The sequence below is a fragment of the Croceifilum oryzae genome (assembly GCF_030814315.1).
Lineage (GTDB): Bacteria > Bacillota > Bacilli > Thermoactinomycetales > Thermoactinomycetaceae > Baia > Baia oryzae.
On the sequence record NZ_JAUSUV010000012.1, the window covers coordinates 1 to 19899 of the forward strand.

Annotated in this window: 18 protein-coding genes, 11 tRNA genes and 1 riboswitch; of the genes, 2 read left to right on the forward strand and 27 right to left on the reverse strand. The window is 42.1% G+C overall.

The features are described 5' to 3' along the window. Nucleotides 1-274 precede the first annotated feature (274 nt). From J2Z48_RS12715 to J2Z48_RS12735, 5 genes are all read right to left on the reverse strand, one after another. On the reverse strand, nt 275-1414 hold the full coding sequence (locus tag J2Z48_RS12715; protein WP_307254089.1) for a peptidase MA family metallohydrolase: 1140 nt from the start codon (nt 1412-1414) through the stop codon (nt 275-277). Between the two features lie 38 nt (nt 1415-1452). Next, complete coding sequence (locus J2Z48_RS12720; RefSeq protein WP_307254090.1) at nt 1453-2016, reverse strand: GNAT family N-acetyltransferase; 564 nt, start codon at nt 2014-2016, stop codon at nt 1453-1455. A 109-nt stretch (nt 2017-2125) separates the two neighbouring features. Next, nucleotides 2126-3430: an NCS2 family permease gene (locus J2Z48_RS12725; protein ID WP_307254246.1), complete on the reverse strand. Its 1305-nt coding sequence runs from the start codon at nt 3428-3430 to the stop codon at nt 2126-2128. Nucleotides 3431-3524: 94 nt separating this feature from the next. Further along, nucleotides 3525-5063, reverse strand: a complete 1539-nt coding sequence (gene guaA, locus J2Z48_RS12730) for a glutamine-hydrolyzing GMP synthase (RefSeq protein ID WP_307254092.1) — start codon at nt 5061-5063, stop codon at nt 3525-3527. Between the two features lie 167 nt (nt 5064-5230). Further along, a riboswitch (purine riboswitch) is annotated at nt 5231-5332 on the reverse strand. Between the two features lie 313 nt (nt 5333-5645). Then, nucleotides 5646-6491, reverse strand: coding sequence for a cation diffusion facilitator family transporter (locus J2Z48_RS12735; RefSeq protein WP_307254093.1), 846 nt, complete (start codon nt 6489-6491; stop codon nt 5646-5648). A 243-nt stretch (nt 6492-6734) separates the two neighbouring features. Here J2Z48_RS12735 and J2Z48_RS12740 point away from each other — a divergent pair, with 243 nt between their 5' ends. Next, the gene (locus J2Z48_RS12740) at nt 6735-7349 is read left to right on the forward strand and encodes a PH domain-containing protein (RefSeq protein ID WP_307254095.1); all 615 of its coding nucleotides are present in this window, start codon (nt 6735-6737) and stop codon (nt 7347-7349) included. A 142-nt stretch (nt 7350-7491) separates the two neighbouring features. Here the strand turns inward: J2Z48_RS12740 and groL are convergent, their stop codons facing one another. The 5 genes from groL to J2Z48_RS12765 all read right to left on the reverse strand — a co-directional run bounded on the left by groL (nt 7492) and on the right by J2Z48_RS12765 (nt 11770). After that, on the reverse strand, nt 7492-9135 hold the full coding sequence (gene groL / locus J2Z48_RS12745; RefSeq protein WP_307254097.1) for a chaperonin GroEL: 1644 nt from the start codon (nt 9133-9135) through the stop codon (nt 7492-7494). A gap of 60 nt (nt 9136-9195) precedes the next feature. Beyond that, a complete protein-coding gene (gene groES / locus J2Z48_RS12750; protein ID WP_131849426.1) occupies nt 9196-9480 on the reverse strand; it encodes a co-chaperone GroES in 285 nt (94 codons plus the stop codon). A gap of 143 nt (nt 9481-9623) precedes the next feature. Continuing rightward, nucleotides 9624-10400 carry a twin-arginine translocase subunit TatC gene (tatC, locus tag J2Z48_RS12755; RefSeq protein ID WP_307254099.1) on the reverse strand — a complete coding sequence of 259 codons (777 nt, stop codon included), beginning with the start codon at nt 10398-10400 and terminating at the stop codon, nt 9624-9626. Between the two features lie 34 nt (nt 10401-10434). Beyond that, nucleotides 10435-11115, reverse strand: a complete 681-nt coding sequence (locus J2Z48_RS12760) for a redox-sensing transcriptional repressor Rex (protein ID WP_307254101.1) — start codon at nt 11113-11115, stop codon at nt 10435-10437. Between the two features lie 79 nt (nt 11116-11194). Then, complete coding sequence (locus tag J2Z48_RS12765; protein WP_307254102.1) at nt 11195-11770, reverse strand: 5-formyltetrahydrofolate cyclo-ligase; 576 nt, start codon at nt 11768-11770, stop codon at nt 11195-11197. Between the two features lie 114 nt (nt 11771-11884). On the opposite strand from J2Z48_RS12765, the gene J2Z48_RS12770 reads away from it, so the two are divergent. Next, a complete protein-coding gene (locus J2Z48_RS12770) occupies nt 11885-13804 on the forward strand; it encodes an ABC-F family ATP-binding cassette domain-containing protein (RefSeq protein ID WP_442342011.1) in 1920 nt (639 codons plus the stop codon). A 95-nt stretch (nt 13805-13899) separates the two neighbouring features. Here J2Z48_RS12770 and tsaD read toward each other — a convergent pair whose 3' ends face one another. The 17 genes from tsaD to J2Z48_RS12855 all read right to left on the reverse strand — a co-directional run bounded on the left by tsaD (nt 13900) and on the right by J2Z48_RS12855 (nt 19760). After that, nucleotides 13900-14916: a tRNA (adenosine(37)-N6)-threonylcarbamoyltransferase complex transferase subunit TsaD gene (gene tsaD / locus J2Z48_RS12775; RefSeq protein ID WP_307254103.1), complete on the reverse strand. Its 1017-nt coding sequence runs from the start codon at nt 14914-14916 to the stop codon at nt 13900-13902. Next, entirely contained in the window at nt 14913-15377 is a 465-nt protein-coding gene (gene rimI, locus J2Z48_RS12780) for a ribosomal protein S18-alanine N-acetyltransferase (RefSeq protein WP_307254104.1), read from the reverse strand. Before rimI ends, tsaD begins: the two co-directional genes overlap by 4 nt. Further along, the gene (tsaB, locus tag J2Z48_RS12785) at nt 15367-16098 is read right to left on the reverse strand and encodes a tRNA (adenosine(37)-N6)-threonylcarbamoyltransferase complex dimerization subunit type 1 TsaB (RefSeq protein WP_307254105.1); all 732 of its coding nucleotides are present in this window, start codon (nt 16096-16098) and stop codon (nt 15367-15369) included. The genes rimI and tsaB overlap by 11 nt, the downstream gene beginning before the upstream one ends. Then, nucleotides 16089-16547 (reverse strand): tRNA (adenosine(37)-N6)-threonylcarbamoyltransferase complex ATPase subunit type 1 TsaE, encoded by a 459-nt coding sequence (gene tsaE / locus J2Z48_RS12790; protein ID WP_307254107.1) that lies wholly within the window; start codon nt 16545-16547, stop codon nt 16089-16091. The genes tsaB and tsaE overlap by 10 nt, the downstream gene beginning before the upstream one ends. A 114-nt stretch (nt 16548-16661) precedes the next feature. Next, nucleotides 16662-16735: transfer RNA gene (locus J2Z48_RS12795), tRNA-Gly, on the reverse strand. A 20-nt stretch (nt 16736-16755) separates the two neighbouring features. Then, nucleotides 16756-16841: transfer RNA gene (locus J2Z48_RS12800), tRNA-Leu, on the reverse strand. Between the two features lie 30 nt (nt 16842-16871). Continuing rightward, nucleotides 16872-16956 (reverse strand) — tRNA-Leu (locus J2Z48_RS12805). A gap of 14 nt (nt 16957-16970) precedes the next feature. Continuing rightward, nucleotides 16971-17046 (reverse strand) — tRNA-Lys (locus J2Z48_RS12810). A 24-nt stretch (nt 17047-17070) separates the two neighbouring features. Beyond that, nucleotides 17071-17145 (reverse strand) — tRNA-Gln (locus tag J2Z48_RS12815). 10 nt (nt 17146-17155) lie between these two features. Next, nucleotides 17156-17231, reverse strand: a tRNA-His gene (locus J2Z48_RS12820). Nucleotides 17232-17251: 20 nt separating this feature from the next. Next, nucleotides 17252-17328: transfer RNA gene (locus J2Z48_RS12825), tRNA-Asp, on the reverse strand. A gap of 20 nt (nt 17329-17348) precedes the next feature. Continuing rightward, a tRNA-Val gene (locus tag J2Z48_RS12830) sits at nt 17349-17424 on the reverse strand. Nucleotides 17425-17429: 5 nt separating this feature from the next. Continuing rightward, a tRNA-Glu gene (locus J2Z48_RS12835) sits at nt 17430-17506 on the reverse strand. Nucleotides 17507-17516: 10 nt separating this feature from the next. Further along, nucleotides 17517-17609: transfer RNA gene (locus J2Z48_RS12840), tRNA-Ser, on the reverse strand. 4 nt (nt 17610-17613) lie between these two features. Next, nucleotides 17614-17688: transfer RNA gene (locus J2Z48_RS12845), tRNA-Asn, on the reverse strand. Between the two features lie 208 nt (nt 17689-17896). Beyond that, entirely contained in the window at nt 17897-18580 is a 684-nt protein-coding gene (locus J2Z48_RS12850; protein ID WP_307254108.1) for a response regulator transcription factor, read from the reverse strand. Next, entirely contained in the window at nt 18549-19760 is a 1212-nt protein-coding gene (locus J2Z48_RS12855) for a sensor histidine kinase (protein ID WP_307254110.1), read from the reverse strand. The genes J2Z48_RS12850 and J2Z48_RS12855 overlap by 32 nt, the downstream gene beginning before the upstream one ends. Between the last annotated feature and the right edge of the window lie 139 nt (nt 19761-19899).

The following is a 19899-nucleotide window of genomic DNA, read 5'->3' on the forward strand; positions in this document are numbered from 1 at the left end:
CCAGGATCAAACTCTCCATTGAAAGTTTGAGCTAAGCTCAATTTAAAGTAATTAACAGGTCTTGGTTCATTCACTCTTTAGTTTTCAAGGAACACATTTCTTTTGTTAAAATCTCGCCGTTGTCTTTCAGCGACAAAATTTATTTTACCATAAACTCAGATTCAGTGTCAACAACTTTTTATTGTTTTTTCAAATCATCTAAGCTTTTTTTGTGTGTATTTCCTTGCGCTTCATCAGCGACGTTGATTAATATAACACGGTCTAAACGGCCTGGTCAATACCTTTTTTTAAAAAAGCTAAACACCTTTTTTAATGATTGATTGGTACGCTGATTACACGCTTGTATCTTCTCACTACTATCTACGTCCATTCGGTTATATTTCCTTATTTCTACAAAGAAATCCCTCATCCCCCTCTCTCCAATATCCTTCAATAAATGGCGATATTGCTCACGACATGACACATAGAAACGAACAGCGTCTTGATGAGATAGATTTTCTAAATTCATCATCTCAAGTTGCGCACGGCTCCATAGCTCTCCTGACTTCATCTGTATCTGTGGTGTAGGAAACAATAACTCCTCATAATACATAGCCGCACCTTCTTGAAACCAGTAAGCGGCGTTGTCATGGGTTAAGTCACTAATGACTTGATGAGTTAACTCATGAACAATCCCTGATTTTTCCCATTCTGAAGACGTAGGCTCGGAAACCAACTTAATGGCCTGATTCGCCTCATTCCATCCCCCGACCCAACTAGGAAGTGAAGGTTTCACAGATTGAGCCAAGTGATCCGCGCGTTGAAAGACCTTGATTTCAATCGACTTTGGAGTCCAACCAAGCTTTTGTTGAAAGTAACTCTTCCCCTTTTCGATGGCATCCTGATAGACATGTTCCTTGCTGAGTAGATCAGGACGATCTACTTTCAACGTACCCCATGTGGTTTTCTTTTGATAAAATGGCTGTTCCACTTCCACCCAGTGCCTTTTCTGTGGATCATATTTAACAACGAGTAGATACTGGTTCTCCATCTGTTTTCCATGATGGGTATAGCTCTGTTTTATATGAACAACAGTTCCTAAAGTCGTCGTTTCAACTTTATTAAGCCGTAATCGATAGCTACCTCGATCTAGATAATGAAATGCGTCATCAAACCATCTCTTCTGTTCCTGAAAGTAGCTTTGCGAGGAGTCGGCAATCCAATCTGTCCAATCTATCCACGCGCCTTCTTGTAAGACTTGTTCTCTTTTATGAAGTAATTGGCGAATCCCTGCTATATCGTCTGAAGAACCAAGAGTATCCGCAAGGATATATGTAGTGGCACTCGACTCTTCCGCCCCTATATATGTCCAGGCTCCCCAAGAAACGATAGCTACACTAGTCCATATAACAACCATCCGCCTTAATCGACTCATCCAGACTCCCCCTTACGAGATAGAATCTACTATTTGTCTTATTTCAATACTAGCTTTTCATTTTCCTCATACTCTTCTCGCAACAATCCAAAAACAAGATGGTCTACATAGTGATCATATAGCCACTCTGTTTGACGGATCATCCCTTCTTGAACAAAGCCTAATTTTTGTGGAATAGCTTTACTTCTTTTGTTACTTTTAGCCACACGAATCTCGATCCGATTGAGGTCCATCTCTTGAAATCCATACCGAACGATCTCTGTACATGCAAGCCTCATAACTCCCTTTCCTTGCATATCCTCGCTCAACCAATACCCAATCTTGGCAAAACGATTATGTTGATTTATTTCATTATAACCAATACACCCTACCAACTCGTTCTGATACCAAATGCCCGCATTAATCAATTTGGCACGCTTATATTCATTTTCACAGAATGAAAGAAAGCTACGTGTATCTTCAATAGACTTTGTACCATCCACCCACGGCAACCAATTACGTAAATGAGCACGATTTCGATCTACTAATCGAAATAAAATTTCTTCTTCTTGCGGATCTAACTGCTTGAGTATCATATCTTCATTAATTTTCATATAAAACATATTCGACAATCCTCCTTATCAACATAAAAATTAAAGATCATTATACATAAAAAAGGGCCCTGTCACACGACAGAACCCTTTTCTTCTACCCACATCTACTATCTCAACACTATTCATTTAAGTAAATAAAACGCACAACGAACACAACCGCTAACACATACATAATCCAATGGACTTTTTTTCCTTCACCTGAAACGAGTTTCGTAATAGGATACAGGACAAAGCCTAACGCAATTCCTGTAGCAATACTAAAAGTTAAGGGCATCATGATAATCGTAAAAAATGCAGGAATGGACTCACTCAGCTCTTTCCAGTTAATGTCTTTTAAGGAGGAAGCCATGAGCACACCTACGATAATGAGCGCTGGAGCCGTAATCGCTGGAACAGAGGCCAATACTTTTACGATCGGAAAGAAGAACAAAGATGCTAGGAAGCAAAAAGCGGTAACAACAGAAGTAAAACCAGTTCGACCACCTGTTGCAACTCCTGCACTTGATTCAATATAAGAGGTAACGGTCGAAGTACCTAAAGATGCTCCTGCCATAGCCGCTATCGAATCAGTAGTAAGTGCACGTCCCGCACGAGGAAGCTTATTATCTTTTAAGAATCCAGCTTGATTCGCCACTCCTACAAGAGTACCTGCGTTATCAAAGAGGTCAACGAACAAGAATGCAAAGATAATAGTGAAAATCCCCACATCCATCGCCGCTGCGATATCCATCTTCAAGAAAGTAGGCTCAATACTTGGGGGTAATGAGAAAAAGGAAGTCGGTACCTTCACTTGATTAGTTATAATTCCTACGATTGCAGTAGACATCATCCCTATAAAAATAGCACCCTTCACATTGCGAACCATCAAGATAATCGTGACAATTAAACCAAATAGGGTAAGCAAGATCATGGGGTCACTTGCCAGCTTAGGACTTAAACCTACAAAGGTAGCTGGATTGGCTACAACAATTCCAGACTCTTTTAATCCAATAAAAGAAACAAATAACCCAATCCCAGCTGATACCGCAAACTTTAGGCTTGGTGGTATAGAGTTAATAATCATCTCTCGTACCTTTGTTACGGTTAATAACAGAAACACAACTCCTGAGATAAACACCGCACCCAAAGCCGTCTGCCACGGAATCTTCATCCCTAGACAAATGGTAAACGTAAAATATGCGTTTAATCCCATACCTGGTGCCAACGCCAAGGGGTAGTTCGCAATAATCCCCATCAAAAGTGTGCCCAGTGCAGATGCAACCGCTGTGGCTACAAACACTGCTCCAAAGTCCATCCCTGTTTTGGATAACATGTCCGGATTTACTAATAAGATATAAGCCATCGCAAAGAAGGTAGTAATCCCTGCTAAAACTTCTGTACGTACATTCGTCCCATATTTATCAAATTGAAAATATCGGGCGATAAATGAACGTTTGACTTTCGCCGCTTCCATGTTTCTTCCTCCTGCTCTTGTTGAACCTCGTTCACTCTCTAGTTGTCAACGAAGTCTCTTCACGCTATTCCCACTCGATGGTAGATGGCGGCTTAGAGGTAATATCATAGACAACACGGTTAACCCCATCCACTTCGTTTACAATGCGAGTGCTGATTTTCTCTAGGACATCATAAGGGATCCTAGCCCAGTCAGCAGTCATCCCATCAATCGAAGTAACAGCGCGGATTCCAACCGTGTATGCATAAGTACGAACATCCCCCATAACACCTACACTACGGAAATCAGGAAGAGCGGTGAAATACTGCCAAACTTCACGATCTAAGCCAGCTTTCGCAATTTCATTACGCAAAATTTCATCAGATTCCCTAACAATCGTCAGCTTTGCTTCTGTTACTTCGCCAATCACACGAATCCCAAGACCTGGACCCGGGAATGGCTGTCTCCAAACAATCTCCGCCGAGAGCCCTAACTCTTCTCCAACTTTACGAACTTCGTCTTTAAAGAGTGTGTCTAATGGCTCAATCAATTTCATCGTCATGTCTTCCGGAAGACCACCTACGTTATGGTGTGACTTAATCGTATGAGCTGTATCTGTACCCGATTCAACGATATCGGTATAGAGGGTACCTTGCCCTAAGAACTCATGTAACCCAATCTTCGCCGATTCTTCCTCAAAGACACGGATAAATTCATTTCCGATAATTTTCCGTTTCTCCTCTGGATCGGTTACTCCTTTGAGCTTAGATAAGAATCGCTCTCTTGCATCGATTTTCACCAAGTTCATACGGAATTGCTCACCAAATGTTTTCATTACGCCCTCTGCTTCACCTTTTCGCAAAAGACCATGATCCACAAACATACAGGTTAGTTGATCTCCAATCGCTCGATGAATCAACGCCGCCACTACGGAAGAGTCAACACCGCCACTTAGAGCGCACAATACTTTTTTATCTCCAACCGTCTCACGAATATCACGAATCGTATCCTCAATAAATGTTTCCATCGACCAGTTCCCTGCACAGCCACAAACTTCAAATAAGAAGTTACGGATCATCTCGGTTCCATAAATGGAGTGGCGTACTTCGGGATGGAACTGAACAGCATACACTTTCCTCGCAGCATCACTCATGGCCGCAACAGGTGCAGATTCAGTTTTAGCGTCGACTATAAATCCTGTCGGTGGCGTAAGTACCACATCACTATGACTCATCCATACCGTTTGCTTCGCTTCCAATTCACGATATAAAGCACTATCTGACACCACTTCAATTTCTGCTTTACCATACTCGCGCTTATGTGCACGATCTACGTTTGCTCCAAAGTGGCTACTAATCATCTGCATCCCATAACAAATCCCAAAGATCGGAATTCCTAGTTCAAAGATAGCAGGATCACACTTAGGCGCATTATCCTCATATACACTATTGGGACCGCCAGAGAAAACAATCCCCTTGGGAGCCATCTCTTTTAATTCTTCAGCCGTGATTTTGTGTGAAACAAGCTCACTATATACTCCCAAATCACGAATTCGTCGAGCAATTAATTGATTGTATTGACCTCCAAAATCGAGTACAACTACACGTTCGATGGATTTGTCCATCTTTTCCATCCCTCTCTACTAATCGAAAAATATATGTATATAACAAAAACCAGGGCACCCCTATCGCCTACGCGATATAAGTACCCCGGTCCCCCGTATTTTTTATAAAATCCTCCGATTAATCATGTGATAATCGAATGATTTTATAAAAAAATAAAAAAGAGCATCCCGGTGACCTCATAACACGTAGTCCAGCTATTTACGGTAGCTGGGTAGAGACTATCAGGCCATATTCCTGAAAATATACGATACGTTAAGTCTACCTCGACTTATCTTACCAAGGGTTCCAGTAATGGTCAATAAGGGTAACAAAATCGGAAATTTCCCATATTCCGTCTTCTGCTTCCATAGATTCTCCTAAATTTTATATCGTCATACATGATAATGTGTCGCAGAACTATCTTTTATATCTGAATGAATATCTATACATTCCACAGGTGCTAACTTTACAAAACGTGGCAATCGACATACGATGTACATGAGACATTGCGACACGTTTTGTACATTAGGAAGGCTCTACATGTACAAAACGTGGCAATCGACATAAAATGTACATGAAGACATTGAGACACGTTTTATATATTAGGAAGGTTCTACATGAACATGTACATGTTCGATTTGTTTATTCTGTAAAAGTTGTTCTTCGACTTTTTCTGTTACTTCATGGCTTTTCAAAACAGAGAGATGGGGATCTACTCCAATCGTCACTTCTATATGATAACAAGATCCATGCGACCTAGCACGGAAATGGATCACCTTTTGCACTTGATCAATGCGGCTCACTTCGTCCAGCATCCCTTGAAGTGACGATTGATCTACTCCATCCATCAAGCAGAGAATGGCTGGTTTCGCTACTTCCCAACCTGTTCGAATAATGAGAAATCCAATCACAACCGCAGAAACTGCATCTAGCCAAGGATAGCCAATCCACGTTCCAACAATTCCTATCACGGCCCCAATACTTACCCATGCGTCGGATCGGTTATCCTTTGCGGCAGCGGCTAACGCTCCGCTACCAGTCTTCTTGCTTAATCTCGAATTATAGAATGAAACCATTAGCATCACGAGCGCGGAGAGGAGTGAAATCCACAAAGCAACAGGATGGATCGCGATGGTTTCTGGGTTCCCGATCGTCGTAACAGCACGAATCCATACTTCCAATCCCACCAATACCATGAAAGATGCTGCAACAAGGGTAGCTACTGTTTCTGCTTTTTTATGGCCATAATGATGATCCTCATCAGCTGGTTGAAGTGAGACTTTCAATCCAATCAAGATTGCAATCGACAGCAAAATATCCGTCACATTATTCAATCCATCAGCAGACACCGCTTCAGAATGAGCCCAAAATCCAGACACCAATTTCGCTATGGCCAGTAGTAGATAAGATCCAATACTTAACCATGCCCCCTTCTGCGCTTCTTTCATTTCCCTCATCCTCTCCTTTAGATCCTTTTTCATCTTAATGAATGAAAACCGTCTTAGTCTAGAGAAACGTTGTTGACTGCAGATAGGTTTCGTGAGCCAATTCAGCAATGTTGCACAGGTGAAAAATCCGCGAAAATGTAGGGGTGTTCGACCACATCCAATCTATATTGGTTTTAGTTTATTGTGATCCGAATGGGGGAAGAGAAGCTCAGAATAAACTATTCATGGAGAGGTTGAGTAAATATGTTCGGGAAAATAGCTGCTGATATGTTGGGGATTAGTGATGTAGGTACTGTTATCAAACCAAAAGACTACGACAAAGTGGACGCCGATGATTATGTCATGCATGAAGATGGGGAGAAGATTTATTTCCTAATCAAGTCAAAGTCGGACGAATATTGCTTTACAAACAAAGCTCTTATTCATCTTGATGGTACCAGTGCGGTAAGCAAAAAGCGCACTCTTCGTCGGTATGACTATTATGCTTATAAAACTTCCAATGTCTCTTTAGAAACAGCTGGAACGGTCGATCTCGACGTAGAGATTAAGTTCACTATGGGGAACGCACACTACTCGATTGACGTTCACAAAAAGCATATCGAGGAAGTAAAAGACCTCTACAAAGCATTGCATAAAATTGCTGAGATCTCTTATGACAACGACATCTCCTTGAACCATGCCAAACAGAGTCTAGAAGTAGCTTCCAGCACCGTTAGCACCATTCGTAGCACAGAAAGCGACATCGTGGACCAGTTTAAGCAGATTAATCAATTGTCGTTTACTTGGCTTCAAGATACCATCAAACAATTCCATCCAAAAGATTTCGGACATGTGTTTGAGCGTTATATCAATAACTAACCACTATGATACAAAGACTAACTCTGTAAACGAGAGTTAGTCTTTTTCATTTCATGCAAAACGCAACAAAAAAGAAACCCCTCCTGAATCATTTTCAGGAGGGGTTTCTTTTGTAAAACTAAGGCTCCTCTGAGAGGCAAAATTACATCATGCCGCCCATGCCACCCATGCCACCCATGCCGGCTGCCATGTCTGGACCTTTGTTTTCTTCTGGTTTATCTACTACCACCGCTTCTGTTGTAAGTACAACAGCTGCTACGGACGCTGCATTTTGTAGTGCAGAGCGCGTTACTTTAGCAGGATCTACTACACCCGCTTGGATCATGTTTACCCAATCGCCAGTAAGTGCATTGAAACCAATGCCTACTTCTTCGCGTTTAAGGCGTTCTACGATCACAGAACCTTCCAGACCTGCATTGTCAGCGATTTGACGAATTGGTTCTTCGAGAGCGCGTTTGATGATACTTACCCCTGTTTTCTCATCGCCAACTACATAGGAAGCTTCAAGCTCTTCTACAGCACGAATCGCATTTACAAGCGCAGTACCACCACCTGCTACGATCCCTTCTTCCACTGCTGCACGAGTTGCGTTCAATGCATCTTCAATACGAAGTTTTTTCTCTTTAAGCTCGGTTTCTGTTGCTGCACCCACTTTAATTACAGCAACACCACCTGCTAGTTTCGCAAGACGCTCTTGAAGTTTTTCTTTGTCAAACTCAGAAGAGGTGTCTTCGATTTGTTGACGAATTTGACCAACACGTGCTTTGATTTCACCTTGATCACCAGAACCATCTACGATAATGGTGTCTTCTTTGTTAACACGTACTTGACGTGCACGACCTAAAACTTCAGGGCCTACTGATTTAAGATCTAAACCGATCTCTTCTGTTACTACTTGAGCACCTGTCAATGCAGCGATGTCTTGTAGCATTGCTTTACGACGGTCACCGAAGCCAGGAGCTTTTACAGCTACTGCAGTGAACGTTCCGCGTAGTTTGTTTACTACGAGCATTGCCAATGCTTCGCCTTCTACATCTTCAGCAATAATGAGTAGTTGACGACCTTGTTGCGCTACTTTTTCAAGGATTGGTAGGATATCTTGAACAGAGCTGATTTTCTTATCTGTAATCAAGATAACTGGCTCTTCCAATACCGCTTCCATTTTGTCTGCATCTGTAACCATGTATGGGGAAATATACCCACGGTCAAATTGCATACCTTCTACAACTTCAAGCTCTGTGTTAAAGCCTTTGGATTCCTCAACGGTAATGACGCCGTCTTTGCCCACACGCTCCATTGCTTCTGCGATCAATTGACCTACTTCATCATCATTTGCAGAAATAGCAGCTACTTGTGCAATGGATTCTTTTCCTTCGATTGGTTGAGAAATACGACCGATTTCTTCTACCGCCTTGCGAACCGCTTTGTCAATCCCTTTACGAACGATCATTGGGTTTGCACCGGAGGTAACGTTTTTCAAACCTTCACGAATGATGGCTTGAGCTAGTACCGTTGCAGTTGTAGTACCATCACCTGCTACATCGTTGGTTTTGGTTGCTACTTCTTTTACAAGTTGTGCACCCAAGTTTTCGATTGGGTCTTCTAGTTCGATTTCTTTTGCGATGGTTACACCGTCATTGGTGATGAGTGGGGAACCAAATTTTCTTTCGAGCACCACGTTACGACCTTTGGGTCCAAGGGTTACTTTCACTGCGTCAGCCAATGCATCTACACCACGTAGCATTGCACGGCGAGCGTCTTCACTAAACTGAATGTCTTTTGCCATTCTTTTTTATCCCCTTTCGTTATGTAAATAAAGAGTTAGTAGTGTTACTTATATAATCTATTAATCAACGATTGCAAGAATATCACTTTCACGAAGGATCAAGTATTCTTTTTCACCGTACTTCACTTCAGTACCAGCGTACTTGGAGAAAATAACCGTATTGCCTACTCCAACTTCTAGTGGGAAACGATTTCCTTTTTCATCAACGCGACCAGAACCTACTGCTACGATGAGGCCCTCTTGTGGCTTCTCTTTTGCAGACTCAGGAAGAACAAGACCACTTACTGTTTTTTCCTCACGAGCTACTGCTTCTAACACGACACGATCACCTAATGGCTTAATCATGGGCAAATAACCTCCTTCAAAATAAATCCTTTTCTTAATTAGCACTCACCCTAAGCGAGTGCTAATAACACTTCTAATGATAGTAAGTTTGAACCAATTTTGCAAGCATTTCTGATGAAAAAAATAAGAGCAAATTCCTTGAATCAGGAACTGCTCTCACTATGATCATCTTGAATATCTTCGCCTTCCCAACTTTTCTCTTCCGCTTCTATACGTTTATATTGCCATATCGAAATGAGAACACTTATTTCATACAGAACAATCAGCGGGATCGCAATGATAAGATTAGTAGTAATGTATGGCGGAGCAATTAAGGTAGAGATCACCACCATAGCAAAATACGCAACACGGCGAATTTTGTGCAGTAGGCTCGGAGTAATAAGCTTCAGTCTCGTTAAAAACAAAACGACCACAGGTAGTTCAAACAACAATGCCAGTGGGACAATGACACTCACCATAAAATCGAAGTATTGGTAAACTCCATACTGCTCCGTGACATGCATTTGTTCGGCTAAGTTAGCCATGAATTGATATAACATTGGAAAGACAACGTAATATCCAAATGCAAGTCCGCCCAAAAACAAGAAAAAGGACGCAGGTATATAAAGACCTGCATTTTTTTGTTCATGTGAACGTAATCCAGGCTTCACAAACTGCCATATGTGATACAAAATCACAGGTAAGGTAAAAACCATCGAACAGATCATAGCAATCTGTACATACACCATTAATGCATCACTCGGATTAAATACATAGAGCTTCACATTCGAACCAATCGCATCATTTTTAATAAATTCAAATAGATCTGTAGCGTATATAAAACTTACGATAAGCGATACGAGAAATGTGAGCAAAACCCAGATAACCCGCCGCCGTAACTCTGTCAAATGTTCGGTAAGTGGTTGTGTTTCTTCGTTCATATAGATTCCCTTCTAACTATGACCGCGAAGGCAATTAGCTTCGTTTATTTACTACCTCTTCCAAGCTTTCTTCAGCCTCTTCATCAACTGGATATTTCTTCAAGAAGTAGATTAATGTCTGCAATTCAGAGGTTAAATCGATGTGGTGTATGCGAACGGGCGGAGGTGCCGTAATTCGTGCAGGGGTAAAATTCAAAATCCCCCTTACACCTTTTTTAACCAGATAATCGGTGGTTGCCTGAGCCACATTGACAGGAACTGTTAGAATTGCAACTTCTACATGGTGCAAGGAGATGATCTCGGATAACCGATCCATTCCAAAGACAGTGATCCCATCGATGTCCTTGCCAATTTTCGCATCATCTTCATCAAATCCAGCAACAATCTTGGTATTATGGCTTCGATAAAAATTATATCTCAATAAGGCAGTCCCTAGATTTCCTACTCCTACTAATACTACATTGGTTACTTCATCTTGTTTTAGAAAATCTCGTAAAAATTGTAATAGATATGTGACATTATATCCATATCCCTTCTTACCTAATTCCCCTAGATAAGAAAAATCACGACGAATCGTAGCTGGATCAATCTGCAAAGCTTCGCTGAGATCAGCAGAAGAGATCCGTTGTTTTCCGATGGCATGTAGCTTTTCAAGATACCGATAATAGAGCGGTAACCGTTTCGCCGTCACCTGCGGAATTTTTTGATCTGACATAAGACCCCTCCCGGCTCATTTCGTTACTGATCCTGTATATTTATAACATCTTATTTTAACTATACCAAATTCTGATACATCAAAGTGAAAACAGTTTTGTAAAAGTACAGACATAATTCATTTTACAATCATGGGACTCTGGATATACCGTTTCTAATAAATGTTCGCTATCCGAAATCCCCACTCGTATAATATGAGGGAATTTCGCAAAGAATCGATCGTAATAACCCGCTCCATATCCGAGGCGATATCCATCTTGGTCAAACCCAACACCCGGGACCAAAGCTAGTTGAATCGTTTGCGGATCAACCTCACGATCGAATTCTTCGGCAGGTTCCATAATCCCATAAGCGCCTTTCCTTAGCTCACTACCATGTCGTACTTCAAAAAATTTCATATCCTTCGTCTCAGGGTATGACTTAGGAAAAACCACTCTCTTTCCGTCTTCCCACGCATTTTCGACAACCTGTTCCATATCTACTTCATTTCGGAATGAAGCATATACCGCAATCATATCGCTATTCATATAACCAATCCAGTGTACGATCCGTGCACAAATCTGCTGTGCCATGTGCCTAGATTCCTCTTCAGAACGATACATTCTTTTTTTTAATAGTTCAGCTCGTAATGTTAGTTTATTGGAATAAGAGTCCAACAATATTTCCCTCCTACTCTCTTGCTCTTACCCACATTGTACACGAAAAATCCCGAAATCGGTTTGCCCTTCGTTTTCTCCTCTATTACACTAAGGAAAGATGAGGTGGAGATCATGTTAGTACAAGCAAAGAACATATATAAATCATTTGGTGAAAACGAAGTCCTACAAGATATTCAATTGCAGATTAACCCGCAAGAAAAAGTAGGGTTGATCGGTGCCAATGGAGCTGGCAAATCAACTTTATTAAAAATCATGATCGGCCAACTACTCCCCGACCAAGGTGAAATGATCGTCGGAAGAAAAGCGCAAATTGGCTATCTAGCACAACAAACAGGGCTTCAATCTCAGCGGTCTATCTGGGATGAAGTGTTACAAGTATTCACTCCCATACTCGCTATCGAACAAAAAATTCGCACATTAGAAGCTGAGATAAGCAAAGAAGAAACCTATTCAAACGAAGATCAGTACCAACGCTACCTACGCCAATATGCAAGTTATCAAGAAGAATTTGAACAAGTTGGCGGTTACTCATACGAGGCAAGAATGCGTGGTGCCTTACATGGGTTGGGCTTAGGTCATCTAGATGTTCATCAAACGAAGATCAGTGAAATTAGTGGTGGACAAAAAACACGGGTTGCCTTAGCCAAGATGCTATTGGAGGAGCCTGATTTATTGATTTTAGACGAGCCAACCAACTACCTTGACCTCCAAGCTACAGAATGGCTAGAGCAGGCGCTAAAAAATTATCCAGGAGCACTTCTAATTGTCTCCCACGACCGCTTTTTCCTAGACCAACTCGTACAGGTGATCTATGAAATCGAACGGAGTAAGGCTACCCGTTACGTTGGCAACTACTCACAATACGTGATTCAAAAGGAAGAACGAGCCTTATCACATGAAAAACTGTATGAACAGCAACAAAAAGAGATCAAAAAGCTAGAAGAGTTTGTTCAGAAAAATATTGCTCGAGCTACTACAACGAAGCGGGCACAAAGTCGTAGAAAAACATTAGAAAAAATAGAACGACTTGATACACCTGAATCCGCTCTCAAGCAAGCATCAATCCGGTTTGAAACCTCTGTTACCAGCGGAAAAGAAGTCCTCTTAGCAAAAAATCTCTCTGTTGGGTATGAACAACCTCTCATTCAAGACCTGTCGTTTCGTGTAAGTCGAGGAGAACGTATTGCCTTACTTGGACCAAATGGGACAGGAAAGTCCACCTTGCTGAAAACAATCGCAAACAAACTACCTCCTTTAACCGGAGATCTTCAGTTTGGTACTAATGTGGAAGTGGACTACTATGACCAAGAACAAAAACTGCTTACCTATGATAAAACCGTGTTAGATGAAATATGGGACGATTATCCCACACTCGATCAAACCGTGATCCGTTCCCATCTTGGTCAATTTTTATTTCAGGGAGACGATGTATACAAGCTTGTTAAAGACCTAAGTGGCGGCGAACGCGCTAGACTCTCTCTGGTGAAATTATTGCTTAATCAAGCCAATTTTCTTCTAATGGATGAACCGACGAACCACTTAGACCTGGCAACCAAAGAGCGCCTCGAATCAGCACTCGAAGAATATCCCGGAACGATTCTCTTTGTCTCTCATGACCGCTATTTCATCCAACGATTATCCAATCGGGTATGGGAATTAGCACCTGATGGAATCACTGGCTATGATGGCGACTACGATTGGTATCTAGAAAAAAAAGCACTCGAACAATTTGAAGAGACTCTTACACCCAAAAACGAAGAACCCATACCAAAAGGAGACGCCTACCAACATCGCAAACAAAGCAAAGAAGAGCAACGGCGTCTGAAACAGCATCAACGTGAATTACAAGAACTAGAGAAAACCATTACGACACTGGAATCAAGAATTGCTGAGATCCAAGCAGAAATGTGCATGGAAGAAGTTTTTTCTGATCCACAGAGAAGTAGTTCTCTTCAGAGAGAGTTGCAATCCTTAGAGGAACAACTCCTTGTTAAAACCGATGAATGGGCTGAATTAGCTGATCAGACTTAGTTATCCACAAAGTTATCCACAGGTTATTCACTTATCCACATATATACAAAAACAGCGTACATCCTAGCTTGTACGCTGTTTTTATGAAATCAAATCTATTCTATTAACGGCAGTCCTGGATTGGCATTAAGGGTTAAATCTGCAAATTTCCCCTCATGGTATAAATAAGTGCCAGCCGCAGCGATCATAGCCGCATTATCTGTGCAAAGCTCAAGCGGCGGGATTCGCAATGTAATCCCTTCCTCCTCCGCTCGCTTCATGAGCCGAACACGTAGCCCGCTATTAGCAGAGACTCCACCTGCAAGAAGTAATTGCTTTACACCTTTCTGTTTTACAGCACGGAAAGCTTTTTCTACCAGCACATCTAAAACAGCCGCCTGAAAACTAGCTGCTAGATCTGCTTGACCAATCGTTTCCCCTTTTCGCTCCGCCTTCTGCATCAATTGCATCACAGACGATTTCAGACCACTAAAGCTAAAGTCCAATGAATCTGGCTCTAACCATGCACGAGGGAGATCATAAATCGCCTTCCCTTGTGCCGATAAACGATCGATTTGCGGTCCCCCTGGGTACGGTAAGCCCATAAATCTAGCTACCTTATCAAAAGCTTCTCCCGCCGCATCGTCGCGTGTTTGCCCAAGTCTCGCAAAATGAAGATGGCTCTCCATGTAAATTAATTCCGTATGTCCACCCGACACTACAAGCGCTACTAACGGAAACTCCAAGGGTGTCACTAGATGATTAGCATAAATATGTCCTGCAATATGATGAACCGGTACAAGAGGCAAATTCAACGCATATGCCAATGCCTTCGCACTCGCTACACCAATTAATAAGGCCCCCACTAATCCTGGACCTTGTGTTACAGCAATCGCATCTAGTCTGTCTTTGGTTACATTTGCTTCGGCTAGTGCCTGTTCAATAATGACCGTCATTCTCTCCACGTGCCGTCTGGAAGCTACCTCAGGTACAACCCCTCCGAATCGGCGATGTACATCCATCTGTGAAGAAATGACGTTTGATAGGACCTTGGTCCCGTTTTTCACAACAGCCACAGACGTTTCATCACAACTCGTCTCAATCCCTAAAACTAGGCTATTTTTATGATTCATTTGTATGTCACCCACATTATCAAAGCATCTTCTTTATTATCGGAATAGTAACCCGGTCGTGACCCTGTTACCTCAAAGTCTAGCTTTTTATATAACTGCTGAGCAATTTGGTTAGAGGCTCGTACTTCTAACGTCATTTTCTCCGCTCCATATAGCGTAGAAAACTCCATTGCATATCGTAGCAACAACTCTCCAAATCCCTTCCCACGGTAAGTTGAGTGAACGGCAATATTCGTAATGTGAGCTTCATCGATAATCACCCACATCCCGCAATATCCTGCCACAGCTCCCTCCACTTCTAACACAAGATACCGCGCAAATGGATTCGTAGTCAATTCTTCTTGAAAAGCTTGTGCGGTCCATGGATATGGAAAAGCATCTTGCTCTACTTCCAGCACCTGAGGGATATCGCCTACTACCATTGAACGAAATTGGATCTGGGTCTCCTGCTCAATTGACATCGTTTCCTGTCCCCTGTTTTTGCTTTTTTAACCAATTTGCTTCTGCTTCTGTTACTTGAAGATAATTTAATGTAAATTGTTGACTAAGTGGCTCTTCTCCACGCATGATTCGTTGCAAGCTCATTTCACCCAATTCAGAAGCACGAGGGAGGTTTTCGGCTGGACTCCCAAAATGAGCGTTTTCTCCTAGAGTTTCTTCAATGATACCTCGAAATTTGCTCACATCATCCCCTAAGAACAAGATTGGCTCTTTCAATCGATTACATTGCTCTAGTAGGTCTGTTATCTCTAATACTTGTTGTCCTAGTACTTCGCTAACTCCCAAAGTATTCGAACGGTAGACCCCTGTATACACACGGTTTCGGCGTGCATCGATCATAGGAACCACTAAGCCCGGAAACCGCTTTCCGTTCATCGCCAGTACGGTTAAACTGGACTCTGCAAACAGTGGTACATCATGAGTCCAGGCCAATGTTTTCGCCGTCGTAACCCCAATCCGAATCCCCGTGTAAGATCCCGGTCCCGATGTAACGCTAATCGCCGTGATTTCCTGTAGTTCAATAGAGAGGTCTTTCAATAATCCAGCTACTGTCGGCATCAGACGCTCCGAATGAGTTTTATGTAGATTGTTGGTTACCTCTCCCAATACTTTTCCTTCTTCTACTACTGCGACACCAAGAACTAAAGTGGAGGTATCGATTGCTAAGATTTTCAACCCCATGACACATCCTTTGCCAAACGCTTTGCGCGTTCACCATTAATCGGAAACGAAATACTCCTTGTCCCGTCTTCTTGCACCTCAAATGAGAACGAAATCGTATCATCCGGCAAAATTTCCTGAATAATCGATGCCCACTCAATGACACAAATCCCATCACCATAAAAATATTCTTCCAGACCTAGATCACTCTCAACACCATCTAAACGGTATACATCCATATGATAAAGTGGCAAACGCCCTTGATACTCTTTTACAACGGTAAATGTAGGACTATCTACATACCGAGCTACTTCTAAACCTTTAGCTAATCCCTGACAAAAAGTCGTTTTCCCGGCTCCAAGTCCGCCTTCTAAAGCAAAAACATCCCCTTCTTGCACATAAGAAGCAATTTTCTCTGCAAGAAGCTGCGTCTCTTCTCCAGATGCAGTATGCCATATCTGTTTTTTCATTCATCTCACCTACTCATCTATCTGAACTCATTATCCTAGACCTACGATCGAAACGCAAACATCATGTTCCAGACAAATAAAAAAGCCCGTAGCATAAGCCACGAACTTCTGAGTTGGAGCGGGTGAAGGGAATCGAACCCTCGCAATCAGCTTGGAAGGCTGATGTTCTACCATTGAACTACACCCGCATATTAAGATGGTCTGTAGATGGTGCGGTCGGCGAGACTCGAACTCGCACGTCCATAGGACACTACCCCCTCAAGATAGCGTGTCTGCCAATTCCACCACGACCGCGTACTCACTTCATTTAATTGTAAAAGTATATGGTGCGGGTGGAGGGACTTGAACCCCCACGCCGTGAAGCGCCAGAACCTAAATCTGGTGCGTCTGCCAATTCCGCCACACCCGCATATACGAAAATCATGGTGAGCCATGAAGGGCTCGAACCTTCGACCCTCTGATTAAAAGTCAGATGCTCTACCAACTGAGCTAATGGCTCTCACTAAGATGTCTAACAATACAATGGCTGGGAAGGAAGGGATCGAACCTTCGCATGACGGAGTCAAAGTCCGTTGCCTTACCGCTTGGCTACTTCCCATTAAAAAACATGGGGCGACCGGAGGGAATTGAACCCTCGAATGCCGGAATCACAATCCGGTGCGTTAACCACTTCGCCACGACCGCCAAAAAGTAGACTTTAAATATGGCGGAGCTGACGGGATTCGAACCCGCGATCTCCTGCGTGACAGGCAGGCATGTTAGGCCTCTACACCACAGCTCCGCATTAAAAAAGTGTAATACTGGTGGACGCTGACGGGATCGAACCGCCGACCCCCTGCTTGTAAGGCAGGTGCTCTCCCAGCTGAGCTAAGCGTCCAAAAATGGTGACCCGTAGGGGATTCGAACCCCTGCATGCCAGCGTGAAAGGCTGGTGTGTTGAACCGCTTCACCAACGGGCCAAAAAATGTCTGGCGGAGAGAGAGGGATTCGAACCCTCGCGACGCGTAATTACGTCCTAAAGCATTAGCAATGCTTCCTCTTCGGCCTCTTGAGTATCTCCCCGAATTGGCTCCTCAAGTAGGACTCGAACCTACAACCTACCGATTAACAGTCGGGCGCTCTACCATTGAGCTATTGAGGAATATTGTCCTAATCCCTATCGCCTCATCACTCTTCGGCGACTCTTACTATTCTATCACAAAAATCTTATCACTGCAACACTTTTTTAAAAATTATTTGTCTCAACAAGATGTTTTATGTGCTTCGTTTTAGCGACCTCTATAATTTAGCACGATCATATATCTGTAGTCAAGCACTTAATTTCAATTTTCTTTTCGCCTTTTTTCAGGCTATAGAATCCTCTCCGAATGAGCCTTCTTGGCCGCATGTAGTCTATTTTTGACATCTAACTTTGAATAGATATTAGAAATGTAATTCTTTACTGTTCCTTCCGACAAGTACAGTTTCTTTGCTATTTCTTTGTTACTTAAACCATCTGATAAATACCTTAAAACTTGCAGCTCTCTTTCCGTTAAATCATATCTACACACCTTTTTTTTCACATTATCGCTTGATACATGTGATCCTGCATCAGTATCTTGAGATTCATTCGGATGTGTATCTGACATTAAAAATTTAGCCATCTCTTGCGAAATCAGCGTTCCTCCTCTATAGACCAATCGAATCCCCATTATCAAATCCCTCGGATGAATCGCTTTTAATAGATACCCTTCTGCTCCTACTGTTAACGCATCTATTACATATTGAATCTCTTGAAACGTAGTCAATATGATCACACGAACATGTGGCCAATTCTTTTTGATTGCTTGTGTAGCCCTTACACCATCCAATACAGGCATATGGATGTCCATAAGCACAACATCTGGTACCACTTGCTTGCAAAACTCAACCGCATCTTGTCCGTTTTCAGCAAGTCCTACCACTTCGAAATCATCCTCCAAATCTAAAATGATATGAAGGCTTTCACGAATCAACTCCTGATCATCTACTAACAAAAGCTTTACTTTCTCCACACTCTTCCCTCCTAACTGGAATCGAACAAGTTAAAATCATCCCTTTATCTGCCCTTGAATTCAAATTCATCTTGCCGCCCAATGTAGCAAGCCTTTCCTTCATAGAGGTAAGGCCGAATCCAAACTTCACCTCTTCTACTCCATCACCATTGTCCGTAACTGCTAATTGAAGGGAATGTAGTTGAAAAGTTAGTTCAACTTCAATGATAGTAGCTCTACCATGACGAATTGAATTGGTTAAAGACTCCTGCAAACAACGGATAAATGTCCAACTAATTGGGGTAGAAACGCTATATTCCTCTCCCTTCGTCTGCAGATAAATGCTGATTCCAGTGCTCTTCGCAAATTCATTTATTAAGCGAATCAATTGTACAGACAAAGTAGCACCATCATTTTCAGCCATTTTATGTATATTGGCTCTAACGTCTTCCAAACCATTTCGCATCACATCTCGCAAATGATCTAATTTCACCTGCGCTTTTTCCGGATCTACACTCATGAGATAGGAGATCGCATCCATTCCCATAATCACAGAGGTAAATGTATGCCCAATCGTATCATGAAGCTCTTTCGCCATCCGATTACGCTCTTCTATAATGGCCATTCTTTCTACTTGATCTGCATAGGTAACTAGAAGGTTATTTTGTTCTTGGATCGTTTGAAATTGCTTTTTATTTTCTTCGAGTAACTCTTTCTGTCTTTGATCAGAAAAAACAATCCGATTAAAACTATATCCCGATCCAAGGTTAATAAGTGCAGTCACACTAATCATCCAAAACTCACTCCACACATACTCATGCAGAAATGCGGAACCCAGTATAAAGCTGACCAATAACAGAAATGTCCAGCCAATTCCTTTGCGATGATTCATATAACCTAATTGAAGACTATGAAACATGATTAAGTAGATAAAATTCTGATCGATAGTCGCTACCAATATAAACAAGATTACGATATGGAAAATCTCTACCCTCTTCGCAAGCTTCAGATAAACCCCTTTCGTGTTCCAAAACCAAAACGAAAGGAAAAAAACTAGCAAAAACCAAGAAAATCCAATGATAGGTAATTTGCTCGGCACTGTCGTGGACATGTCATAAAGTAAGAGTCCTACGATTATTACAAAATATAGACTCACAATAATCCAATCAAACCAGTGCCACCTTCGAAACTCATCTTTCATACTTGCAACACCACGCCTCATATAATCCTTATCTATAAATAGTAGCATACACTTAATCGTTGTTTAGTGCTAAAAGTCATATGACTATGCTCACTAGGCAATGCATGACTGAATCAATAACATAGTTTACATAGGGAAA

Bases quoted from the DNA above. Each gene is read 5' to 3' on its own strand.
- J2Z48_RS12715 (WP_307254089.1), bottom strand. From the start codon at position 1,414: ATGAGTCGATTAAGGCGGATGGTTGTTATATGGACTAGTGTAGCTATC.
- J2Z48_RS12720 (WP_307254090.1), bottom strand. From the start codon at position 2,016: ATGTTTTATATGAAAATTAATGAAGATATGATACTCAAGCAGTTAGAT.
- guaA (WP_307254092.1), bottom strand. From the start codon at position 5,063: ATGGACAAATCCATCGAACGTGTAGTTGTACTCGATTTTGGAGGTCAA.
- J2Z48_RS12735 (WP_307254093.1), bottom strand. From the start codon at position 6,491: ATGAAAGAAGCGCAGAAGGGGGCATGGTTAAGTATTGGATCTTATCTA.
- J2Z48_RS12740 (WP_307254095.1), top strand. From the start codon at position 6,735: ATGTTCGGGAAAATAGCTGCTGATATGTTGGGGATTAGTGATGTAGGT.
- groL (WP_307254097.1), bottom strand. From the start codon at position 9,135: ATGGCAAAAGACATTCAGTTTAGTGAAGACGCTCGCCGTGCAATGCTA.
- groES (WP_131849426.1), bottom strand. From the start codon at position 9,480: ATGATTAAGCCATTAGGTGATCGTGTCGTGTTAGAAGCAGTAGCTCGT.
- tatC (WP_307254099.1), bottom strand. From the start codon at position 10,400: ATGAACGAAGAAACACAACCACTTACCGAACATTTGACAGAGTTACGG.
- J2Z48_RS12760 (WP_307254101.1), bottom strand. From the start codon at position 11,115: ATGTCAGATCAAAAAATTCCGCAGGTGACGGCGAAACGGTTACCGCTC.
- J2Z48_RS12770 (WP_442342011.1), top strand. From the start codon at position 11,885: ATGTTAGTACAAGCAAAGAACATATATAAATCATTTGGTGAAAACGAA.
- tsaD (WP_307254103.1), bottom strand. From the start codon at position 14,916: ATGAATCATAAAAATAGCCTAGTTTTAGGGATTGAGACGAGTTGTGAT.
- rimI (WP_307254104.1), bottom strand. From the start codon at position 15,377: ATGTCAATTGAGCAGGAGACCCAGATCCAATTTCGTTCAATGGTAGTA.
- tsaB (WP_307254105.1), bottom strand. From the start codon at position 16,098: ATGGGGTTGAAAATCTTAGCAATCGATACCTCCACTTTAGTTCTTGGT.
- tsaE (WP_307254107.1), bottom strand. From the start codon at position 16,547: ATGAAAAAACAGATATGGCATACTGCATCTGGAGAAGAGACGCAGCTT.
- J2Z48_RS12855 (WP_307254110.1), bottom strand. From the start codon at position 19,760: ATGAAAGATGAGTTTCGAAGGTGGCACTGGTTTGATTGGATTATTGTG.